Origin of the sequence: Ignatzschineria larvae DSM 13226, assembly GCF_038500265.1 — a bacterium.
GTDB lineage: Bacteria > Pseudomonadota > Gammaproteobacteria > Cardiobacteriales > Wohlfahrtiimonadaceae > Ignatzschineria > Ignatzschineria larvae.
Window position 1 is genome coordinate 1,971,402 of sequence record NZ_CP150637.1, and the last position, 21,989, is coordinate 1,993,390.

The 21,989-nt window shown below is 41.1% G+C and carries 16 protein-coding genes and 4 tRNA genes; 2 read left to right on the forward strand and 18 right to left on the reverse strand.

Annotation, left to right across the window (positions count from 1 at the left end; all coding sequences use genetic code 11):
* Positions 1-27 precede the first annotated feature (27 nt).
* The 18 genes from rpoB to WMO13_RS08225 form a co-directional block, all read right to left on the reverse strand.
* Positions 28-4,158: a DNA-directed RNA polymerase subunit beta gene (gene rpoB / locus WMO13_RS08140; protein ID WP_026879329.1), complete on the reverse strand. Its 4,131-nt coding sequence runs from the start codon at positions 4,156-4,158 to the stop codon at positions 28-30.
* Between the two features lie 225 nt (positions 4,159-4,383).
* Positions 4,384-4,755 (reverse strand): 50S ribosomal protein L7/L12, encoded by a 372-nt coding sequence (gene rplL, locus WMO13_RS08145; RefSeq protein WP_026879330.1) that lies wholly within the window; start codon positions 4,753-4,755, stop codon positions 4,384-4,386.
* A gap of 77 nt (positions 4,756-4,832) precedes the next feature.
* The gene (gene rplJ, locus WMO13_RS08150; RefSeq protein WP_026879331.1) at positions 4,833-5,342 is read right to left on the reverse strand and encodes a 50S ribosomal protein L10; all 510 of its coding nucleotides are present in this window, start codon (positions 5,340-5,342) and stop codon (positions 4,833-4,835) included.
* A gap of 218 nt (positions 5,343-5,560) precedes the next feature.
* Positions 5,561-6,250, reverse strand: a complete 690-nt coding sequence (gene rplA / locus WMO13_RS08155) for a 50S ribosomal protein L1 (protein WP_026879332.1) — start codon at positions 6,248-6,250, stop codon at positions 5,561-5,563.
* A gap of 1 nt (position 6,251) precedes the next feature.
* Entirely contained in the window at positions 6,252-6,683 is a 432-nt protein-coding gene (gene rplK / locus WMO13_RS08160) for a 50S ribosomal protein L11 (RefSeq protein WP_026879333.1), read from the reverse strand.
* A gap of 222 nt (positions 6,684-6,905) precedes the next feature.
* A complete protein-coding gene (gene nusG / locus WMO13_RS08165) occupies positions 6,906-7,433 on the reverse strand; it encodes a transcription termination/antitermination protein NusG (protein ID WP_026879334.1) in 528 nt (175 codons plus the stop codon).
* 9 nt (positions 7,434-7,442) lie between these two features.
* A complete protein-coding gene (gene secE, locus WMO13_RS08170) occupies positions 7,443-7,880 on the reverse strand; it encodes a preprotein translocase subunit SecE (RefSeq protein WP_211240393.1) in 438 nt (145 codons plus the stop codon).
* 101 nt (positions 7,881-7,981) lie between these two features.
* Positions 7,982-8,057 (reverse strand) — tRNA-Trp (locus WMO13_RS08175).
* Between the two features lie 18 nt (positions 8,058-8,075).
* Positions 8,076-9,266 carry an elongation factor Tu gene (gene tuf, locus WMO13_RS08180; RefSeq protein ID WP_109188571.1) on the reverse strand — a complete coding sequence of 397 codons (1,191 nt, stop codon included), beginning with the start codon at positions 9,264-9,266 and terminating at the stop codon, positions 8,076-8,078.
* A gap of 43 nt (positions 9,267-9,309) precedes the next feature.
* Positions 9,310-9,385, reverse strand: a tRNA-Thr gene (locus WMO13_RS08185).
* Positions 9,386-9,391: 6 nt separating this feature from the next.
* Positions 9,392-9,465 (reverse strand) — tRNA-Gly (locus WMO13_RS08190).
* A 16-nt stretch (positions 9,466-9,481) separates the two neighbouring features.
* A tRNA-Tyr gene (locus WMO13_RS08195) sits at positions 9,482-9,566 on the reverse strand.
* Between the two features lie 100 nt (positions 9,567-9,666).
* Positions 9,667-11,628 carry a L,D-transpeptidase family protein gene (locus WMO13_RS08200; protein ID WP_051396026.1) on the reverse strand — a complete coding sequence of 654 codons (1,962 nt, stop codon included), beginning with the start codon at positions 11,626-11,628 and terminating at the stop codon, positions 9,667-9,669.
* 191 nt (positions 11,629-11,819) lie between these two features.
* Positions 11,820-12,743 carry a homoserine O-acetyltransferase MetA gene (metA, locus tag WMO13_RS08205; protein ID WP_026878128.1) on the reverse strand — a complete coding sequence of 308 codons (924 nt, stop codon included), beginning with the start codon at positions 12,741-12,743 and terminating at the stop codon, positions 11,820-11,822.
* A gap of 241 nt (positions 12,744-12,984) precedes the next feature.
* A complete protein-coding gene (locus tag WMO13_RS08210) occupies positions 12,985-14,277 on the reverse strand; it encodes an O-acetylhomoserine aminocarboxypropyltransferase/cysteine synthase family protein (protein WP_026878129.1) in 1,293 nt (430 codons plus the stop codon).
* A gap of 374 nt (positions 14,278-14,651) precedes the next feature.
* On the reverse strand, positions 14,652-16,001 hold the full coding sequence (gene guaD, locus WMO13_RS08215) for a guanine deaminase (RefSeq protein WP_245601132.1): 1,350 nt from the start codon (positions 15,999-16,001) through the stop codon (positions 14,652-14,654).
* Between the two features lie 114 nt (positions 16,002-16,115).
* Entirely contained in the window at positions 16,116-16,619 is a 504-nt protein-coding gene (locus WMO13_RS08220; RefSeq protein ID WP_026878131.1) for a GNAT family N-acetyltransferase, read from the reverse strand.
* A 79-nt stretch (positions 16,620-16,698) separates the two neighbouring features.
* Positions 16,699-17,241 (reverse strand): hypothetical protein, encoded by a 543-nt coding sequence (locus WMO13_RS08225; RefSeq protein ID WP_156923232.1) that lies wholly within the window; start codon positions 17,239-17,241, stop codon positions 16,699-16,701.
* A 314-nt stretch (positions 17,242-17,555) separates the two neighbouring features.
* On the opposite strand from WMO13_RS08225, the gene WMO13_RS08230 reads away from it, so the two are divergent.
* Complete coding sequence (locus tag WMO13_RS08230) at positions 17,556-18,701, forward strand: exonuclease SbcCD subunit D (RefSeq protein ID WP_026878133.1); 1,146 nt, start codon at positions 17,556-17,558, stop codon at positions 18,699-18,701.
* A gap of 12 nt (positions 18,702-18,713) precedes the next feature.
* Positions 18,714-21,977, forward strand: a complete 3,264-nt coding sequence (locus tag WMO13_RS08235; RefSeq protein WP_026878134.1) for an AAA family ATPase — start codon at positions 18,714-18,716, stop codon at positions 21,975-21,977.
* Positions 21,978-21,989: the final 12 nt, after the last annotated feature.

Here is a 21,989-nt window from a genome sequence, read left to right on the forward strand (position 1 = left end):
TCTATGAAACGGTTTGATAAGTGATGATTACTCATCATCACTATCGCTGACCGTATCAATATCGATACCTAGAGAACGAATCTCTTTAATCAGTACGTTAAAGGACTCCGGCATTCCCACTTCAATGTTGTGTTCACCATTGACAATATTTTTATAAACGGCTGTTCTTCCAGCAACATCATCCGATTTCACAGTAAGCATCTCTTGTAGCGTGTATGCAGCACCATAAGCTTCAAGTGCCCACACCTCCATTTCACCGAAACGCTGCCCACCGAACTGGGCTTTACCACCAAGCGGTTGCTGTGTCACAAGTGAATATGGACCTGTTGAACGAGCATGCATCTTATCATCCACTAAGTGATTCAATTTGAGCATATACATAAAACCCACCGTTACAGGACGGTCAAATGCATCCCCTGTACGACCATCATATAACGTAATTTGGCCTGACTCGGGAAGATCTGCTAAACGAAGCATCCGACGCATCTCCTCTTCTGATGCCCCATCGAATACAGGGCTCGCCATCGGCACCCCTTTTCTAAGGTTTTCGCATAACTCAAAGAGCTCATCATCATTGAATTTATCTAAATCAACGGTTTGTGCGCTACCATCTTTATTATAAATTTGATCTAAGAAACCACGTAACTCATCTGCTTTTGCTCTCGCTTTGATCATCTTATCGATCTTAAGACCTAATCCATGCGCGGCCCAACCTAAGTGCGTTTCAAGAATCTGACCGATGTTCATACGTGAAGGGACCCCAAGTGGATTCAAACAGATATCAACCGGCGTACCATCTTCCATGTATGGCATATCTTCTTCAGGAACGATCATCGAGATGACCCCTTTATTCCCGTGACGCCCCGCCATTTTATCTCCTGGCTGAATACGACGTTTTACCGCAAGGTAAACTTTCACCATCTTAAGAACGCCCGGCGCTAACTCATCACCTTGAGTTAATTTTTCACGTAACTCTTCAAATTTCTTATTTGAATCTTTACGTTGTTGCTCAAGAAGCTGCTTCAGTTTGACTAACTCTTCTGCTTGCTCTTCCGATTTGAGTTTAAGCTCAAGCCATTTTTCACGCTCAATGCCTTGGAGGTATTCATCTGTGATCTTGTCCCCAGCTTTAATCCCTTTATTGCCGGCAACAACTTCTGCACCAATCAGGTTTCTACCTACGCGAGCAAAAAGGTCATCTTCTAATATCCGTAATTGGTCATTTAAGTCCTTACGAACACCACGAAGCTCACGATCTTCAATCTCTTTCGCACGACTATCTTTCTCGATACCATCCCGTGTAAAGACACGAACATCGATTACAGTACCATCCATTCCTGAAGGAACACGTAGTGAGTTATCTTTAACATCAGAGGCTTTCTCACCGAAAATTGCACGAAGCAATTTCTCTTCAGGCGTTAAAGTTGTTTCCCCTTTTGGAGAGACTTTACCCACCAAAATATCACCCGATTTTACTTCCGCCCCAATATAAGCAATCCCTGCTTCATCAAGCTTAGAAAGTGCTGATTCTGATACATTAGGAATATCTGAAGTAATCTCTTCAGGCCCTAATTTAGTATCCCGAGCCACACAGGTTAACTCTTCAATATGAATCGTTGTGAAACGCTCTTCCTTCACAACACGCTCAGAGATCAAAATTGAATCTTCGTAGTTATAACCATTCCATGGCATAAACGCTACGAGCATATTTTGACCAAGGGCTAACTCGCCTAAGTCCGTTGAGGGACCGTCTGCAAGAATATCTTTCTTAGAAACGATATCGCCTTCTTTTACGAGTACTTTTTGGTTAATACAAGTATTTGCATTTGAACGCTGATATTTCGTGAGGTTATAGATATCAACCCCTGATTGACCCACAATTGTCTCTTCATCATTCACACGAATAATGATTCGAGTAGCATCGACATAATCAACCACACCGCCACGCTTCGCAACCACACAAACCCCAGAATCGCGCGCAACAATACGCTCCATTCCAGTACCTACGAGTGGTTTATCGGCATTTAAAGTAGGAACAGCTTGTCGTTGCATGTTCGATCCCATAAGTGCACGGTTCGCATCATCATGTTCAAGGAATGGAATCAGTGCTGCTGCGATAGATACAATCTGTTTTGGTGAAATATCGATATAGCTAATTTGCTCTTTAGTTAAGAGTGTAAACTCTCCCTCTACACGAGCGGCAATAAGATCATCAACAAAAGCGCCATTTTCATCTAATTTTGCATTCGCCTGCGCGATACCATAATGCGCCTCTTCATACGCAGAGAGGTAATCCACCTGATCAGTAACTCGTCCATCAATGACTTTTCGATAAGGTGTTTCAAGGAATCCATAGCTATTGGTACGAGCATAACTTGCCAATGAGTTGATCAAACCGATGTTTGGACCTTCCGGTGTTTCGATTGGGCATACGCGACCATAATGGGTTACATGAACGTCACGAACCTCAAAGCCTGCACGCTCACGTGTCAATCCACCAGGGCCTAATGCAGAGATACGACGCTTATGCGTAACCTCTGATAGAGGATTATTTTGGTCCATAAATTGCGATAACTGTGATGAGCCAAAGAACTCTTTGATTGCAGCACCTACAGGTTTCGCATTGATCAATTCATGTGGCGTTAAACCATCTGATTCCGCTAATAACAAGCGATCTTTAACTGCACGCTCAATACGTACTAAACCAATGCGATAAACATTTTCAACCATCTCTCCTACTGAACGAATACGACGGTTGCCAAGGTGATCCACATCATCCACAGTGCCATGGCCATTACGAATAGAGATGAGCTCTTTTAAGACATCTAAAATATCTTTATTAGAAAGTGTACCTTCTCCTGTATCTGAATCACGACCTAGACGACGGTTAAACTTCATTCGGCCTACCGCAGAAAGATCATAACGATCGCTAGAGAAGAAGAGGCTTGCAAATAGGCTCTCAGCTGCTTCTTTTGTAGGCGGCTCACCTGGGCGCATCATACGATAAATTTCGATTTGGGCTTCTAACTGGCTCTTCGTTGTATCTGCACGGAGCGTATCAGAGATATATGAACCGCGATCTACATCATTTGTGAAAAGTACAGGAATTGTATCAATACCATATGCCACAAACTTTTCGAGTAGATCTTGTGTCACGACATCATTTGCAAGTGCTAATAGCTCACCTGTTGACTCATCTAAAATATCTTGAGAGATCACACGGCCTACGAGATACTCAAAAGGTACTTCTAGATCTTTAACACCCGCATCTTCTAATTTTTTCACGTGACGGGCGGTTATACGACGACCTTTCTCAACAAGCACTTCCCCGTCAAGAATAATATCAAACGCAGCCATCTCACCACGAAGGCGAGCAGGCACTAATTCTAAGAAAAGCTTTTGTTTACGGATTTTGAATGTATTTGTTTCAAAAAACTCCGCTAAAATTTCACTATCAGATAGGCCTAATGCTTTAAGGATAATCGTTGCATGTAGTTTACGGCGGCGGTCAATACGAGCATAAACAAGGTCCTTCGCATCAAATTCGAAATCCATCCATGAACCACGATAAGGAATGATTCGTGCAGAGAAGAGTAACTTCCCTGAAGAATGACCTTTCCCTTTATCATGATCAAAGAATACGCCGGGTGAACGATGGAGCTGAGAAACGATAACGCGCTCAGTACCATTAATCACAAAGGTACCATTTTCAGTCATCAATGGAATTTCACCAAGGTAAACGCCACCACGGCCAAATTGATCGATATCCGCTTCACGAATTTCTTTAATTTCCCCTGTTTCAAGGTCTGAAATTTTAAGACGCATCCCAATCCGAAGTGACGCAGCATAAGTCGTGCCTCTCATTTGACATTCACGAACATCAAACTCAGGTTCACCGATATGATAATCGACATATTCTAATGAGAGACGAAAACCATTTGATGTTGCCGTTTTAGCCTTAATTGCCTCGATAGGAAATACGGACTTAAAAGCCGCATGCAACCCTTGATCACTCCGTTCTTTACGAAGAACAGTATCTTGTAAAAAATTGTGATATGAATCAATTTGGGTAGCTAAAAGAAAAGGAACCTCTTGAACTTCAATTTGTTGCCCAAAATCTTTACGGATGCGTTTTTTTTCTGTAAACGAATAAACCATGCAATGAATTCCTCATAAGGTAGGAAATATAAACATATAAATTAATCCTTTGTGGCTTTTTCAGCCTAATCGCGATGATTTTCAACAGGCCTAATTTATACGCTCGAAAATATTTTTTTAAAGCTAGTAAAGGCTAGGGTTTAAACCCTAGCCTTTACGCTTCATTATTGTCTAAAAGAGAGCCTTTCTCAGGCATAGGTTTTACCATCTCTTCTATCGATAATACTATTTAAGCTCAACAGTTGCACCAGCTTCTTCAAGCTCAGCTTTAATTTTGTCTGCTTCTTCTTTAGAGACTTGCTCTTTAATTGTTGCAGGAGCACCTTCAACGAGGGCTTTAGCATCACCAAGACCAAGACCAGTGATTCCACGAACAACTTTAATAACGTTGATCTTTTTCTCACCAGCTGATGTCATTACAACATCAAACTCAGTTTGTGCTTCAGCAGCCGCACCAGCATCGCCAGCAGGACCTGCAGCTACAGCTACTGCTGCAGTTACGCCAAATTTTTCTTCGATAGCAGAGATTAATTCCATCACTTCTGCAGTTTTCATCTCTTCAATCGCATTAAGGATATCTTCGTGTGAGATTGCCATAATATAAAACTCCTAAATTATCTTAAAATTTTGATTAATATATAATTCTAAATTAAGAATTACAAACAGTCGCGTAATTAAGCTGCTTCTGCTTCTTTTTTGTCTCTTACTGAAGCTAATGTTGCAGCAAGTTTCTGAACTGGTGCTTTCAATACAGCCAAGAACATTGAGATCGCTTCTTCCTTCGTTGGAAGTGATGCGATTGCTTTCAATGCAGAACCTTCATGAACTTCACCATCATGGGCGATTGCTTTAACAACTAACTTCTCGTTCGCTTTTTCCTTAAGGAAATTGTGAATTACACGTGCGCCTGCCACTGGATCTTCTTCACTCATTGAAAAAGCCATAATGATAGGACCAACAAGACTTGGAATAGCATCTTCAAACTGAGTGTCTTTCAATGCTAATCTTGCTAATGTATTTTTCACAACGCGGATATCTACATTCGCAGATCTTGCCGCATTACGAAGAGATGTAATCTGAGCTACCGTAAGCCCGTGGTATTCAGAAAGTACTAGAGAGTGAGCACCATTTGCTACCCCATGAACTTCTTGCACCACTTCTTGTTTACTTTGCAAAGAACTCATTTTTCACCTTTACATTTTTGGTAATTTTACTTACCACCTATAAACCCGAATATCTATCAACTTTAAAGGCTCATAGATATTCAGCCCTATACGGTAACCCTAATTTAGAACTACCGTCTACGTAGAACACTTTCGTTATTAAGCCAGTTAAGGCATCTACGGTCTTCGACTCACCTTTAATTAAAATTAAAAGATAAGTTCAATTCTTTATTAAAATACTAAACAGATGCCAAATCAACAGCGATACCAGGACCCATTGTTGATGCAACAGTTAATTTCTTAATATAAACACCTTTTGCAGAGGCTGGTTTCAAACGTGTTACTTCAGCAATTAATGCTTTTAAGTTACCACGAAGTTGTTCAGTATCAAATGCAACTTTACCGATTGAGCAATGAACAATACCTGCTTTATCAGTACGGAAACGCACCTGACCAGATTTTGCATTTTTAACTGCAGTTGCAACATCAGGTGTTACAGTACCTACACGTGGGTTTGGCATCAATCCACGTGGCCCTAACACTTGACCTAATTGACCTACAACACGCATTGCATCTGGAGTTGCGATAACGACATCATAGTTAAGATCTCCACCTTTCATACTATCAGCAAGATCCTCAAAACCTACAACATCAGCGCCCGCTTCTTTTGCAGCGTCTGCGTTTGCACCTTGTGCAAATACAGCAACGCGGACATCTTTACCTGTACCATTAGGCATGACAGTTGCACCACGAACGACTTGGTCAGATTTACGTGGATCAACGCCAAGATTCAGTGCAACTTCGAAAGACTCTTCAAATTTTGCAGCAGGTACTTTTTTGAGAAGCTCAACTGCTTCATCTAAAGTATATACTTTTGTAGAATCTACTAATTCTAAAATTGCTTTCTGTTTTTTAGTTAATTTAGCCATCTTACACGCCCTCCACTTCGATACCCATTGAGCGCGCACTACCTGCGATGATTTTCACTGCAGCATCTAAGTCAGCTGAAGATAAATCTGGCTCTTTTGTTTTTGCAATTTCTTCTAATTGCGCACGAGTCACTTTGCCCACTTTTTGTGTATTGGGTCTTGGGCTACCAGATTTGATACCAGCAGCTTTTTTGAGCAAATATGCAGCTGGTGGAGTTTTAGTAATAAAGGTAAATGAGCGATCATTATATACAGTGATTACTACTGGAATTGGCATTCCAGGTTCTAACTGTTGAGTCGCAGCATTAAACGCTTTACAGAATTCCATGATATTAACACCATGTTGACCAAGCGCAGGACCGATTGGTGGTGATGGGCTAGCTTTACCTGCAGCAACCTGCAAGTTAATATAAGACATTACTTTTTTTGCCATTTGGCGACACTCCTATGAATGGGTCAACGCACAAAAGTGCTCCCCTATTTTAAAGACCAATAATTGTAGCACTATTTTTTATGCACTACAATTCTTTAATAATTTTTATTTCTGATTTTAGAAGCACTGATTTTAAATCTTCAATTTTTTCACAAAATCATTCACCGTACAACCTGATGATTTATTGCCGACTTTTGTATACCTTATCGCAAGATTTTATTATTAAACTTTCTCTACTTGACTAAATTCCAGATCAACAGGCGTTGCTCGACCAAAGATCATCACAGAAACTTTAAGACGACCTTTCTCAGAATCCACTTCTGTTACAGTGCCATTAAATTCATTAAATGGCCCATCGATAACACGAACCTCTTCACCTACCTCATAAAGAACCTTGAGACGTGGCCCTTCTTCAGCCTGAGCTATACGATTAAGTATTGCTTGCGCTTCTCGCTCAGAGATAGGACTAGGGCGATCGCTCTTTCCACCCACAAAACCGATTACTCGAGGAACACTATTTACCAAATGCCACACTTCTTCTGTCATATCAGCTTGAACTAGAACATATCCTGGAAAAAACTTACGCTCACTTTTGCGACGTTTACCATCTTTTACTTCCACCACTTCTTCTGTTGGAACTAAAATCTTACCAAACTTAGATTCAAAACCTTCACGCGCAATATACTCATGTAATGCTCGAACTACCTGCCCTTCATACCCTGAATAGGCTTGTATTACATACCAATGCATCGCTCTCTCCTACGAAAATGACAATATCAATGAGATGATATTTTTAATAATAAAATCAACTAACATCAAAAATAACAATGTCACAGCCATAACAATCACTACAAGCAATGTCATTTTTCTTGTTTCATCCATTGTTGGCCATACAACTCGGCGCAACTCAATTCTTGCCTCTTTAAAGAAAGTAATGAGTTGCTTCCCTTTAGGAGAGGTAAGGAAGAGACCGACACCGGCAACTAAACCGACAAGTAATGCACCAAATGCATACAAGCTATTTACCCCCTCAAAATAATAGTAGGTAAACACACCTGCTAAAACAATGAGTAACGAGAGCCACATTAGCCCTTTACCCTCATTTTTTATCTCTTGCCCTTTAGTTGAATTTACCACTGCTTTTTTAGGAGCCGTCTTTACTGCCTTTGTATCAGCAGGTTTTTTCTTTGTATTCATCTTATTACTTCTCTTTTCTATAAATAGTAGAGCTGCATTATACTCGATTATTTTAATTACATAAAATAAAAGCAGTCAGAGACTGACTGCTTTATTTATTTTGGCGGGCCAAGAAGGAATCGAACCCTCAACCTACGGTTTTGGAGACCGTCGCTCTGCCAATTGAGCTATTGACCCAGATACTGCTAGCAGTAATTATGCAATAACTTTAGCTACAACGCCCGCACCAACTGTACGGCCACCTTCACGAATTGCGAAACGTAAACCTTCATCCATAGCGATTGGGTTAATCAACTCAACAACCATTTTCACGTTATCGCCAGGCATAACCATTTCTACACCTTCAGGCAACTCAACTGAACCAGTCACGTCTGTAGTACGGAAATAGAATTGTGGACGATAACCTTTGAAGAATGGAGTATGACGACCACCTTCTTCTTTAGAAAGAACGTATACTTCTGCTTCAAATTTTGTATGTGGCTTGATTGAACCTGGTTTTGCTAATACTTGACCACGTTCAACATCTTCACGTTTAGTACCACGAAGAAGAACACCTACGTTGTCCCCTGCTTGACCTTGATCAAGAAGCTTACGGAACATTTCAACACCAGTACAGGTAGTTTTTTGTGTAGGCCGGATGCCAACGATTTCTAACTCTTCACCAGTCTTAACAACACCAGTCTCAACACGGCCAGTTACAACTGTACCACGACCTGAGATTGAGAATACATCTTCGATTGGCATCAAGAAAGGCTTGTCGATTTGACGCTCTGGAAGTGGAATCCAGCTATCAAGTGCATCAAGTAATTTTTTGATTGCAGGCACACCAATTTCAGACTCATCGCCTTCAATTGCTTTAAGTGCTGAACCTACGATTACTGGAGTATCATCGCCAGGGAATTCATACGCATCAAGAAGTTCACGAACTTCCATCTCAACTAATTCGATCAACTCAGCATCATCTACCATATCTGCTTTATTTAAGAAAACAACAATATATGGAACGCCTACTTGGCGTGATAATAGGATATGCTCACGAGTTTGTGGCATAGGACCATCTGCAGCTGAACAAACAAGGATCGCGCCGTCCATTTGTGCCGCACCAGTGATCATGTTTTTAACATAGTCAGCATGTCCTGGGCAGTCAACGTGTGCATAATGGCGTAATGGTGACTCATATTCTACGTGAGAAGTAGAGATTGTAATACCACGCTCTCTCTCTTCCGGTGCATTATCGATCTGATCATAAGCACGAACATTCGCACCTGAAGATTCATTACCGACTTTAGTTAATGCAGCCGTCAACGTAGTTTTACCATGGTCAACGTGCCCAATTGTACCGACGTTTACGTGCGGCTTATTACGACTAAAAGTTTCCTTTGACATAATATCACTCTTCTAGATTAGATTTAATTACACGGAAGGGGGATGGTGCTCATAACCGGAATTGAACTGGTGACCTCGTCCTTACCAAGGACGCGCTCTACCAACTGAGCTATATGAGCATAAAATGGAGCGGGTGATGGGAATCGAACCCACACAATCAGCTTGGAAGGCTGAGATTCTACCATTGAACTACACCCGCAGAACTCATTTAAAATTGGTGGTGGAGGAAGGATTCGAACCTTCGAAGGCATAGCCGCCAGATTTACAGTCTAGTCCCTTTGACCGCTCGGGAACTCCACCAAAGAAGCTGTTATTATACACCGTGTTTTTTGCCTGTCAATTAAATTTATGTTTATTTTTTATCAACCATAAAACTTAACTTCAAACTATTTGACACCCTCTATTTACCCAGATTATTAAGTGCGTTAATCAGCACTTGATCTTTGTTGTAGATGTCAGCACGGAATGAGATACTATCATCCTTTACTCGCGTTGTCATGTATAAAGTATAGACAGGTATCTTTTTATCTTTTGCCAATCCTACATGTGATTCTTTTGATTGACGAAATGCCGATTTAATTTTTGATTGATTCCACCCGGCTTCCCCCAAAAAGTATTCGGCAAGCTCTTCTGGATTCTCGATTCGCACACAACCAGAACTAAAATCCCTTGATGTACGATTAAAAAGTGATTTAGAAGGTGTGTCATGCAGATAGATCGCATGCTCATTTGGGAACATAAATTTCACACGCCCTAATGAATTGTAGTCACCCGGATCTTGACGTAATTGGAATGGGAAATTATTACGGCTATATTGCGACCAATCTACAGTACCAGGATCGATCTCTTGCCCATTCCTAAAAATTCTAATTTTAGAGCCTGTCAGCGCATAAGGATTACGCTTTAGTCTAGGTAAGAAATCATTCACCGCCATTGAACGGGGAACATGCCAATAAGGACTAAAGACAATATAGCTCATGGGAGACATAAATACCGGTGTTTTGCGCCCTTCCCGCCCTACAACTGTTCGTGCACTAAGAACTGTTTCCCCATCTTTTACTACTTCATAACGAAAGCCCGGAATATCCACAGCAACAAAATGTTCGCCCATACTTTCAGGCATCCAGCGCCAGCGTTCTAAATTAATCTGAATCTGCTGAATACGTTCGGCATTAGAGCGATTCAGCTCAGCAATTGTCTTTTTACCCGCAGCACCATCTGGTTCTAGGAGATGAGTGCGTTGAAAGTCTTTTACTGCTTTTACCATCTGGCTATCATATGTAGCTCCCTCTCCGGCGTTGTATCCTAGATAATTGAGACGATCACGCATCAATTGTACACGTTCTCCTCCCATACCTGGCTTAATAGTGGCACCTTGAGGCACTATCGCCGGTTCCTCACCCTGCTCTTTCAACTTAAAAGCTAATAGCGCCCTTTTAAGATCTTGATATTCCTTATATTGTGGCTCAAGCGCAGCAAATGCAGCACTTATATCATCACTCAACAATATCTGTTGATAGGCATCAGCGACATCAACATTACGCCCCTCTAATAGCCAATCTTTATCCTGCTTCTTAATCTCCGGCACTCCTTGAACAATATCGCGAATATAAGAGAGTCCGGCCTCTGTTAAAAGCGCCATTAATTCAGCTTGATGCGCAGCCACATCCCCACTTTGCAATAGGTTCTCGATACGTCCTACATGATAAAGTTGTGGTAGCAATCCTAAGCCTTCACTCTCTAAAAGTGCGGTATAGAGTGCTTCGCCCTTAGGTGTTAGCCCTTCAACGGTCACTAATACAGTTTCATCAGCAACCATTGGGTCTTGTTGCAGTTTATGGAATTTTTGAAGATCGGCTTTGGCTACACGAGAACTGTAGTTATAACTTTCAGCGGCTTTCGGTGCTTTCTCTGCCCAGAAAGGCGCTTTTGCCCGATAATCAATTACCCGTTCAGGAACTTCAAAAGGCTGGAAGTTTTCAATACCCCCATCATCTCGTTTAGTATGTGCTTGTTTCACACGATCTGATTTCATTTCGTTTTGACTAACCTGTACACTCTTAACGGATGCTGACGTACTAGCTTCTTCCCATTTTGAGGCTCTTTGCTCTTCAGGTATACTTTTAGCGCTCATTTCAAGAGGCGGCACCGAAACTTGTGGCTGCGGTACTTCAATTACAGTAGCAGTTTCAGTTGCAGGTAAGGTATCTATATCCACTTCCCCGCTTAGCACCTGATTGAGAGAAGAGACATTCTCCAAATCAATCTTTACTGTAATAGGCTCTTGCGCTTCAGATGCCGCGAAACTGGCATTCTGAAGTAAAGCAAAAGTTAAACTCACCGCAACAAGGCTTCTTTTCATGCTCAAACTCTCTAAGTTCACTGTAGGATATTATATTGGCCATTCAATATTACTGATCGCCCTATTTCATATAGTCTTATTACTCATAAAATACGGCTCTTAACAACTATTTAGCAAAGTACCATTCATACAAAATAATACGGAATAAAGTTAAATACATACTAATAAATGCTTATTATACAAAAGTTTTTCTAACTACGCTTTAAAGTATGAAGATCATAAGGTGTTTCTTGATAAACACAATAGTTCAACCAATTTGCAAAAAGCATGTTGCCATGAGAACGCCAAGTCACTAATGGCTCATTGTTTGGATCATTATCCCTATAGTAATTTTGCGGGGGATCAATCGCCATTCCTTTAGCCAAATCCCGACGATACTCTTGATCAAGCGTATCAAAATCATACTCTCCATGTCCCATCACATAGACATGTCGAAGATCTCGGTTTGCTACTATATGAACGCCAGCCTCTTCTGATTCTGCCAAAATCATCAAATCAGAATGCTTCTCAATATCTGCTCTACGGACTTCTGTATGTCGGCTATGAGGCGCATTAAAGCGATCATCAAATCCCCGAAGCAGTTTTACTGTTGGCGAATAGATTTGATGGGGGAACACTCCAAACCGTTTCTCCGGCAAATCATATTTATCAATGCCATAACGATAATAGAGCCCCGCTTGCGCCCCCCAACAGATATAGAGTGTTGAAAAGACATTCTGATCTGCCCACTCCATAATTTTTGTTAACTCTTCCCAATATTGTACCGATTCAAAAGGGATTGTTTCCACCGGCGCACCGGTAATGATAAAACCATCAAAGACATCATCTTTGATCTCTTCAAAGGTTCGATAAAAAGCATTCAGGTAGGCTTGATCCGTATTTTTAGGCTGATACGTCTCTGTTGCTAAAAAAACAGGCTCTACTTGCAAAGAAGTATTCCCTAGCACTCGAAGTAGCTGTGTTTCTGTCACTTCTTTCAGTGGCATTAAATTTAATATTGCAATTTTCATTGGGCGAATATCCTGCGTTACCGCACGATTTTCATCCATTACGAAGATATTTTCATTTTGTAAAACTTGATAAGCAGGTAAATTATTAGGGATTTTAACAGGCATTACTGCCTCCTTGTGTATCTATGATAAGCACGATTAAGCCAATACATTGCGCAATATAAATTGATGTTCTTTTTATAAAAAGCTTCAAAATCGCAATAAATTACTAAACAATATATGAGTAAAATGAATTGATAAACCAAATAAAGATAGAACACTTATTGGTAAAGTGAGTTTACTATAAAGTCCTGCCAAACAACTCGGCAAGACCCTATATAAACTCTTACATTGAAGATCAATTTATCTATTCAGATCGCTGTGATTTTGCGAGCGCTTGATCAATATCAGCAATTAAATCATTCACATCTTCAAGTCCTATCGAAAGACGGATGAGCTCCGGTAATACACCTGCTTTCTTCAAACCTTCCTCATCTAATTGTGAATGGGTTGTTCCAGCGGGGTGAATCACCAGGCTTTTCGCATCTGCCACATTCGCTAAAAGTGAGAAGATTTTAAGTGAATCAATAAAGCGGATACTCGCATCTTTCCCACCTTTGACTCCAAAAGTAAAGATCGCGCCTACACCTTTCGGGAAATATTGCTGTGCCCGATCGTGATACGGATTTCCCTCTAAACCGGGATGTTTCACCCAAGCAACTGCCGGATGATTTTGTAAGTATTGCGCAATTTTAAGCGCTGATTCTGTCATTCTCTCAACGCGCAAACTCAATGTTTCAAGTCCAAGTAGAATTAAAAAGGCGTTAAATGGACTAATACAAGCGCCAGTATCGCGAAGTAATTCCACGCGCGCTTTTAAAATATAAGCTTGCTCCCCTAAATCTGCATATTGCAAACCATGATAGGCCGCATCGGGTGTATTAAATCCTGGATAACGGGGATTATCTTTAAAGTTAAAATTGCCATTATCGACAATGGCGCCGCCAATAGACGTACCATGACCACCGATATATTTCGTTAAGGAATGAACCACAACGTTGATCCCATAACGTTTAAGATTAATGAGATAAGGTGTCCCAAAGGTATTATCTACGATAGTGATAATCTTGTATTTCTGTGCAATTGCAACAATTTGCTCAATATCGGGGATATTAATATCAGGATTGCCGATACTTTCAAAAAAGATGGCTTTAGTCTTCTCGTTGATCGCTGCTTCAAGTGCGGTAAAATCTTCCGGCTCAATAAAATGTACTTTGATACCAAATTGAGACTGCAGGCGATTATTAAAGAGCGTATAAGTACCACCGTAAATGGTACTTAGAGTAATAATTTCATCACCCGGCGTTGCCACATTTAAGACCGAATAGAGAATTGCCGCCATCCCTGAGCTTGTAGCAAGCCCCCCTACGCCACCTTCAAGCGCCGCAACACGTTTCTCTAAGACATCAGTTGTAGGATTCATAATACGCGTATAGATATTTCCGGGCTTTGCTAAACCGAAAAGATCCGCTGCATGTTGTGAATCATCAAAAACATAACTTGAGGTTTGATAAATCGGTACAGCACGAGAACGGGTTTCATCCACCGTTTGGCCGCCATGAAGTTGTAGAGTATCGAAACTCCAATTTGAGGTTGTCATTAAAAGAACTCCTAAATTTTATTGGTTACCACAGATCCTCTGCATCATTTAGCCTCTTCATACACATCCAAAAGTATTGACAGCATAAGAGTGCTATTAGATTTTATTGCGATTAAATGATCTTAACCGGATCTGCAAAATAATCACGCTCAGTCCAAAAAATTAGAAACATAAACTGATAGCGCTTAAGAGATAGCTATACCTTAGCCCTAAAGAGAATGCAAATAGTTCGTAGGAAAAAGGATCAGTTTCCTCGATCTTTTACAAAATTGACAAGCTCTTTTTATGCCATCGATAATCTTACATTCTCAAACATAACCTATTGATATTAAATCAATTAAATTATTGTAATAACCACTGCTACCCCCCAATTACTACATCGCCTCATAAATTTTCTGCCCTGCAATATAGGTCGCCCTAATAGCCCTATCATCTCCTAAAATCATCTGCACAAAGAGAGCCTCTTCTAAACTCTCCACGTAACTCATTCGATAACGAATAATCGGCGTTGAATGAAGATCTAATACTGTCAGATCCGCCTCCATTCCCGGTGCGATAGAACCAATTTTATCGGCCAATGATAACGCTTCGGCGGTTCCTTTCGAGGCCAGATAAAAACTATGCAGAGAGGAATAAGGTGCATTATTGAGCTGTGCCGCTTTATACGCCTCATTCATAGTCTGCAATATGGAGAAAGAGGTGCCTGCCCCTACATCTGTGGCGAGCCCCACTTTTACCGGTCGATCTTTCCGTTTTGCTAATTGCACATTAAACGCACCGGAACCTAAGAAGAAATTCGAAGTCGGGCAATGCGCAATCGCCACATTTCGTTCATGTAATCGTTGGAATTCCCGTTCCGTTAAATGCACGCCATGCCCATAGATCGCTCGATCTCGCAGAAGATGAAAGCGCTCATAGACATCTGTATAATCAATGGCATCCGGAAATAAGGACCGTACCCAAGCAATCTCATCCCTATTTTCTGAGACATGAGATTGAATCAAGGTATCGGGAAATTCTTGTGCTAACGCGCCAACCATTTCAAGTTGTGCAACCGTAGATGTAGGCACAAATCTTGGGGTAATCACATATTCTGCTCTCCCCTTTTTATGCCACTTTTCAATTAGCGCTTTCGATTCATCATAAGCGCGCTCCGGCGTATCGAGAAGCGCTTCAGGCGCATTTTGATCCATACAGACTTTGCCGGCCATAATACGCATATTGTATTTCTCTGCCTCTGTAAAGAGCGCCTCTACCGATTCAGGATAGACCGTACAAAAAACAGTGGAAGAGGTTACGCCATTGCGATGTTGCTCCGTCAAGAATATTTTAGCCACTTGATCGGCATAAGCGCGATCTTGAAACTTCTGCTCCGCGACAAAAGTGTAATCATTCAGCCAATCAAGTAGCTGCTGACCATAAGAAGCAATGATCTCTGTCTGTGGATAATGCACATGACTATCGATAAACCCCGGCAAAATCAAACTATCTCGATAATGAGTAATCGCTACAACATCCTCTAAAGGTGCTATTTGTAGCAACAATTGTGAAGCCTCTCCTACAGCCACAATTTTCCCGGCTTTCATCACAATGAGCGCATCGTCTAAATATTGGTATGCCCCGTCAACCCCATATAAAAAAGGATCCCGTTGAAAGCTTAACATCGCCCCACGAAGCCCCGTTATCGGCTCTATACTCTCACCTTTATTGATGGCTTCTCTCATCTCTTGAACGAGAACTTCTAATGATAGTTCTGCCGCTATACTCATCTTCTTCTCACTTATATCCTGATATTTGTACTTGATATTGATACTCTATTCACACACCACAATCTCAACTTATGCTGACCACTTTAAATGCGCAATGGCATAAGGTTCTGCTAAAAGATCACCCGGTTCCGGAATCGTCTCATCAAAAGGGGTAAATCCTCGTTTTTCAAAAAATTGGATTGCCGCTCGATTTTCTTGATACAGATCGAGATACTCTGCCTGATAATGTTCTTGTGCCGCCTTTAAGAGCGCAGATCCGATCCCTTGATGTTGATCACTTGGAAGCACCGCAAATCGCTCGATAGAATCTTCCTCAATGGCAATAAATCCCAATAAGCGTCGGCTCTCTTCATCATAAGCGCCTAGTAAGGTTGTAATTGCCTGCAATAAGGCGGCAGTTTGTGCTTCATCCACCTTATAGAGTGATTTGCCGCAGCGCTGATTAACCGCTTCTACCGCTCTTTTCCAAATTGTCATGAGCTGATCGATCTCAGCATCTGATCGTGCTTCGATCGGCGCTAAGAAAAAAGAAAACGCCTCAGTAGAAGCGTTTGAATGATTATTTTGTTTCATTACGTTCAATTATCTCGTTCTTATTTTTGTTCTAATTCTGATGCTTATTTGATTTTAATGTTTATTATTCTGATATTTATTAATTAGGCTCTTCTACACGCCCAGGTTTAACGGTTTCATCATATTTCTTAGCCACTTTGGAGAATTTACCCACCACAATGGCACAGATATAGGCATAAATCGCACTTAAGACTGCCCCGATCGGTACGACGATTAAAAGCTGATAAGAGAAAGCTTGCAAGCCAAGCATCTGCGCAATCGGCTCATCAATAAAGAGCACAAGACCGATAAAGAGAAGCAGATAGAAGAATGAGAGCACAAATCCGCGTTTCATCGCTGCCATTCTAAAGTGCTGATCGAGAGGTTGCGAGGCAAAAGCGCTCATCCAGAACCCCAACAATAACCCAAGGGGTAAAATGGCCGAGAAAGTGATAATCGAAAATGGCAAGATTTTACTTAATTGCACGGCTTCTCGTACATGCTCTGATGCAAGAGTATGCAGAGCACCAAAGCCGATTAAATACGTAATGAGCATCAAAAGATTAAAGAGATAGAAGAAAGTCAGAATAATTCTGCCCCGTTGATTATCTTTATAAACTTGTTCTGGTTGTGTTGTCATCATAAGCTCCTTTAGAGGTGTAATATCCACAATTTATGTCATAAATGATAGTGTTTTTAATCACCATTTTAATCACCATTAATAACCTATTTATTAATTGAATTTGACAACTATTTTAGCACATTGACATTTAATAACGGGTTTATTCTGTTTGAAAAGCGATTTAAAAATTGTTCCCTGCAACAAAAAGATTCATCGAGCAATAGGCTTTTCGTATCCAATCTCTTTCACTGCCCTAATTCCCCGGAATAAGCTATAATTTCAATACTATCACACGGCAATTGAAGATATTAATAATGAGGAAAGTAAGGTAAACGATGAAGATACTCCATACTGCAGATTGGCATCTAGGCAAATTGATTCATGGTATCTATATGACTGAGGATCAAGGCTTTCTGCTTAAGCAACTGATCGATCATATTGAAAAAGAGCGGCCTGATCTCATTATTATCGCCGGCGATATTTATGATCGTGCCATCCCACCGGTTGAAGCCATTGAACTCTTAAATCATTTCCTCAATCGTGTGACGTTAGAATTCAATATTCCCATTATCGCTATTACCGGCAATCACGATAGCCCCAAACGCTTGCAATTTGGGAATGATTTCCTTCAAGCCAAACAGTGTTACCTTATCACCGAATTAGATCCGGCTTTTAAACCAATCGTACTCTTTGATCAATTTGGCGAGATCCATTTTTATCCTATTCCCTACTTAGAGCCCGCTATTGTTCGCCACACATTGCAAGATCCTTCCATCACCGATCACGATAGTGCACTTCAAGCGATCGTGACCAAAATTGAAGAACAATACGACCCCAATGTTCGAAATGTGCTTATTTTACATGCCTTTGTGACCCATTCCTCCTCCCCAGAGAAACAGACTTCAGATTCAGAAAGACCGCTTTCGATTGGGGGCAGTGAATATGTCTCTGCTGAATATCTCGATATTTTTGATTATGTGGCGCTAGGTCATCTCCACCAAGCTCACTATATTAAAGATCAACGTATCCAATATTCTGGCTCGCTACTCAAATACTCACAATCTGAAGCCAATCATCGCAAAGCTATTTTAGAGATCGAACTCAATCAAAAAGGTGAGCTCACCATTGAAAAATGCTTTTTAACACCTCGGCGCGATCTTCGGGAAGTGAAAGGCTACTTGAAAGAGATTCTGCAAATGACGATGAGTGAGGATTACTATTTTGTTACATTACTCGATGAAACGCCGGTTCTACAGCCGATGGAACAGATTCGTACCGTATTTCCTAATGCAATGCATATCCAGCGTATTCCCCAAAATACGCCATTGTTTCACAAGAAACATTTCGACACTTCGCAAACAACACGAGAAGATGATCTCACCCTATTTAAGGGCTTTTATCGAACACTTCTCGATAAAGAACCTGACCCTGAGACATTACAGATCTTTGCCGATGCGATTCAACATAGCGATAAAATATAAAGGAGAATCGGTATGCGCCCTATCCAATTAACATTAACTGCATTTGGCCCTTATCAAGGGAGAGAAGTGATCGATTTTCGTAAACTTGCACCTCACGATCTCTTTGTGATTTCCGGGAAAACCGGTGCCGGCAAAACATCGATTTTTGATGGCATCTCTTATGCACTCTTTGGGGAAGCGAGCGGTGCTGACCGTAAAGATGCAACCTTGTCACTTCGCAGTGATTTTGCGAGCGATCAAGAGCCGACAACGGCGGAATTGATTTTTGAACTCCGAGGAAAGCAGTATCGTATCTTCCGGCAACTACCTTATCTCAAAAGTGGGAATAAAACACTGACACAAGGTAAAGCAGAGATATATGCACTCAATAATACGGGTGATCAAGATGATCTTTTTGCCGAAACCCCCTTAGTGGAACGGCAAATTCCCAATATGGTTAACCCTAAGATCGAGGCATTACTTGGTTTAAATCGAGATCAATTTAATCAGCTCGTGATGCTTCCTCAGGGGGAATATCAGCGCTTTTTAACCTCTAAAACTGCTGATAAAGAGGCGATTTTACGTACAGTCTTTAATACTGAAAAGTATCAAAATGTCGTTGAAAACCTCAAATTAAAAGCCGATCAGTCACAAAAATCGGTCATCAAACTGCAAGCCCATTATAACTCACTGATTCAATCTATTTATCAACAACTTCCAGTTCGCGAGTCTCCCTTTTTTCAGTTCTTCCAAGAAGAAGCTGAGCTGCAAATCAATAGTTATCAAGCCATTGAAGGTTTAGAAGCAGAGAGCCTCTTTTACCAAGAGAAAGTCAAAGCCATTACCGGCGATATTATGACTCAAAAGCAAAAACTCGATGTGCAGAAACAGACATTACTCAATACCCAAAATATCAATGAGAAATTTCAAGCCTTAGCGAATGCTCAACAAGATTTTGATAACTTAAATGCACAACAAGTAGAGATTAATAGACTGAAAAATGAGATTTCATTGGCTGAAAAAGCGTTATCTATGGAGAAGTTTGCCCATGAAGTTTTTCGCTTACGACAAGAGAAGCAGGATACCGAAAATCATCTTTCAGCGGCAAAACAGCAACTCACTGAAGTGCAAAAAAATCACCAACATGCAACGGAGCAATATCAAGAAGCCCAAGAGAAAGAGGCTGAAATACTTGCATTAAGCGAAGAGATCACCCTGCTTGAGAGCCGAAAAAGAGACGTTGAAATGCTCGACGATCTGCAAGCTACGGTTATAAGGACTCAAAAAAAGAGTGCGCAACTTCAGCAAAACATTAGCCATTTACAACAAGAAATCACCACAAAGCAATCAGAAAAAAATAGGCTACAGGATGCCGTTAGAGAAGCTGAAACCATTAGCCACCCTATTGCCATTTATCAACAATTACAGAGCTATTTAGAGCAACTAGCAAAGTTATCCGCAAAACAAGCAGAACAAAAGCAGGCACTCATTACGGCTAATGAGAAAAAACAACAAAAATCGATCACACTGCAAGCAGCAAAAGAAGCAAGAGAAAGCGCTGCCATAAAATTCTATCAAGAACAAGCGGTGAATCTTGCATACACTTTAAAAGAGTTCGAACCCTGCCCTGTATGCGGTAGCATCGAGCATCCGCAAAAAGCAGAGGCTCATCATTCGCAAATCCTTGGAGATCATGCTCAAAATCCTCAAGCCGGTTTTGATAGCGCCAATGAAGCTTTAAGTCTAGCGCAACGAGAATATGATCAAGCAGTTCATCGCGCTCAAGAGATACTTGCAAATATTGAAAGTATCGAGCAAGAGATCTATCAAGCATGGCAAACAGTGCGCTACTTCGCAAACAGAGAAGCACAATATATTGCACCGCTCACCTTAGAACTTAACGCGGAAGCAATGACAACGTCTGTCATAGAAACTAACAGCAATAAGGTGGCATTAGCGCTTAAAAAGGGACAAACATATTGGCAGTCATTACAGACTTTACGCTCAGAGATTAGCGCAATTGAGCTGTTAATCACACAACAACAGTCAGAACTTGAAGTGCTGAAAGAATCCCATCAGACTGAAAAAACACGATTAACAGAAGCCCAAAGCGCCTTAACCCAAATTTTACAACATATCCCGGAAAGCCTCCGGGATTCCACTGCCTATCAAACACATTTAGGCGCACAAAAATCACGACTCACAACCCTCAAAAACCGCTTAAAAGAAGCCGAAAAAAACCTCCAAGAAACAGCACAACAAGGTGCACTTGCCGCTCAAAGCGTTGAGCAATATCAAGCGCAAAAAGCAAAAATTATCACGAGTTTAGAAAAAGCAGAATGCGCTTTCCAAGAAGTGCTTCTCAATGCCTCATGGATAATAGAATGCCGACAAACAACTACGGAAGACGAGGAGAGTGAGGGACGGGAAGGAAGTCAGTCTGCTGATGAAACGCAATTTCTGCAAGCACAAAAACTGATTCCTAAGCTTTCAGATAATCGGCAGGTAGTCGAAAAATTTACTCAACGTTATCTATTAACACAGGAAAAGGTCAAAACATTAACGTCAGAGTTAAAAGATCAAAAACCCCAAGATATTATTGAACTTGAGAACAAGGTGCAAGAACAGGAGCTCAAGCTTGAAACAATGCAACATACCCTTTTAACCCATCAGCAATATATTCAAAATATTGCCCAGACGATTGAAAACATTAAAGCACAAGCTCAAGCCCTAGAATCAGCCCGTTCAATCCATGAAAAAACCGTAGAAGTATATGACCTGGTTCGAGGACAAAATCGGCACCGTATCTCATTAGAGCGTTTTATTCTCATTGAGTATTTCGAGATGATTATTCATGCCGCGAATATTCGCCTAGAACAGATGACCCATGGTCAATTTCAGTTTATTCGCTCCGAAGAGATTGCGTCTAGAAATGTGCAAAGTGGTCTTGATCTTAATGTTTACGATGCCTACACCGGTGAAAACCGAGATGTGAAAACCCTATCCGGTGGGGAAAAATTTAAGGCCTCTCTGAGTCTTTCTCTCGGTATGGCCGATGTGATTCAAGCCCATAAAGGAGGGATTTCGATCGAAACGCTCTTTATTGATGAAGGCTTCGGGGCACTCGATGAAGAATCGCTACTGCAAGCCATTGATGTACTCATTGCACTACAAGCCTCCGGTAGAATGATCGGGGTGATCTCTCACGTTGAAGAGCTCAAGCAGACATTGCCGGCGCGGATAGAGGTTATAAAAACACGAGGCGGAACAAGCCAAACAAATATTATAATCAAATAATACTCTTCAAGA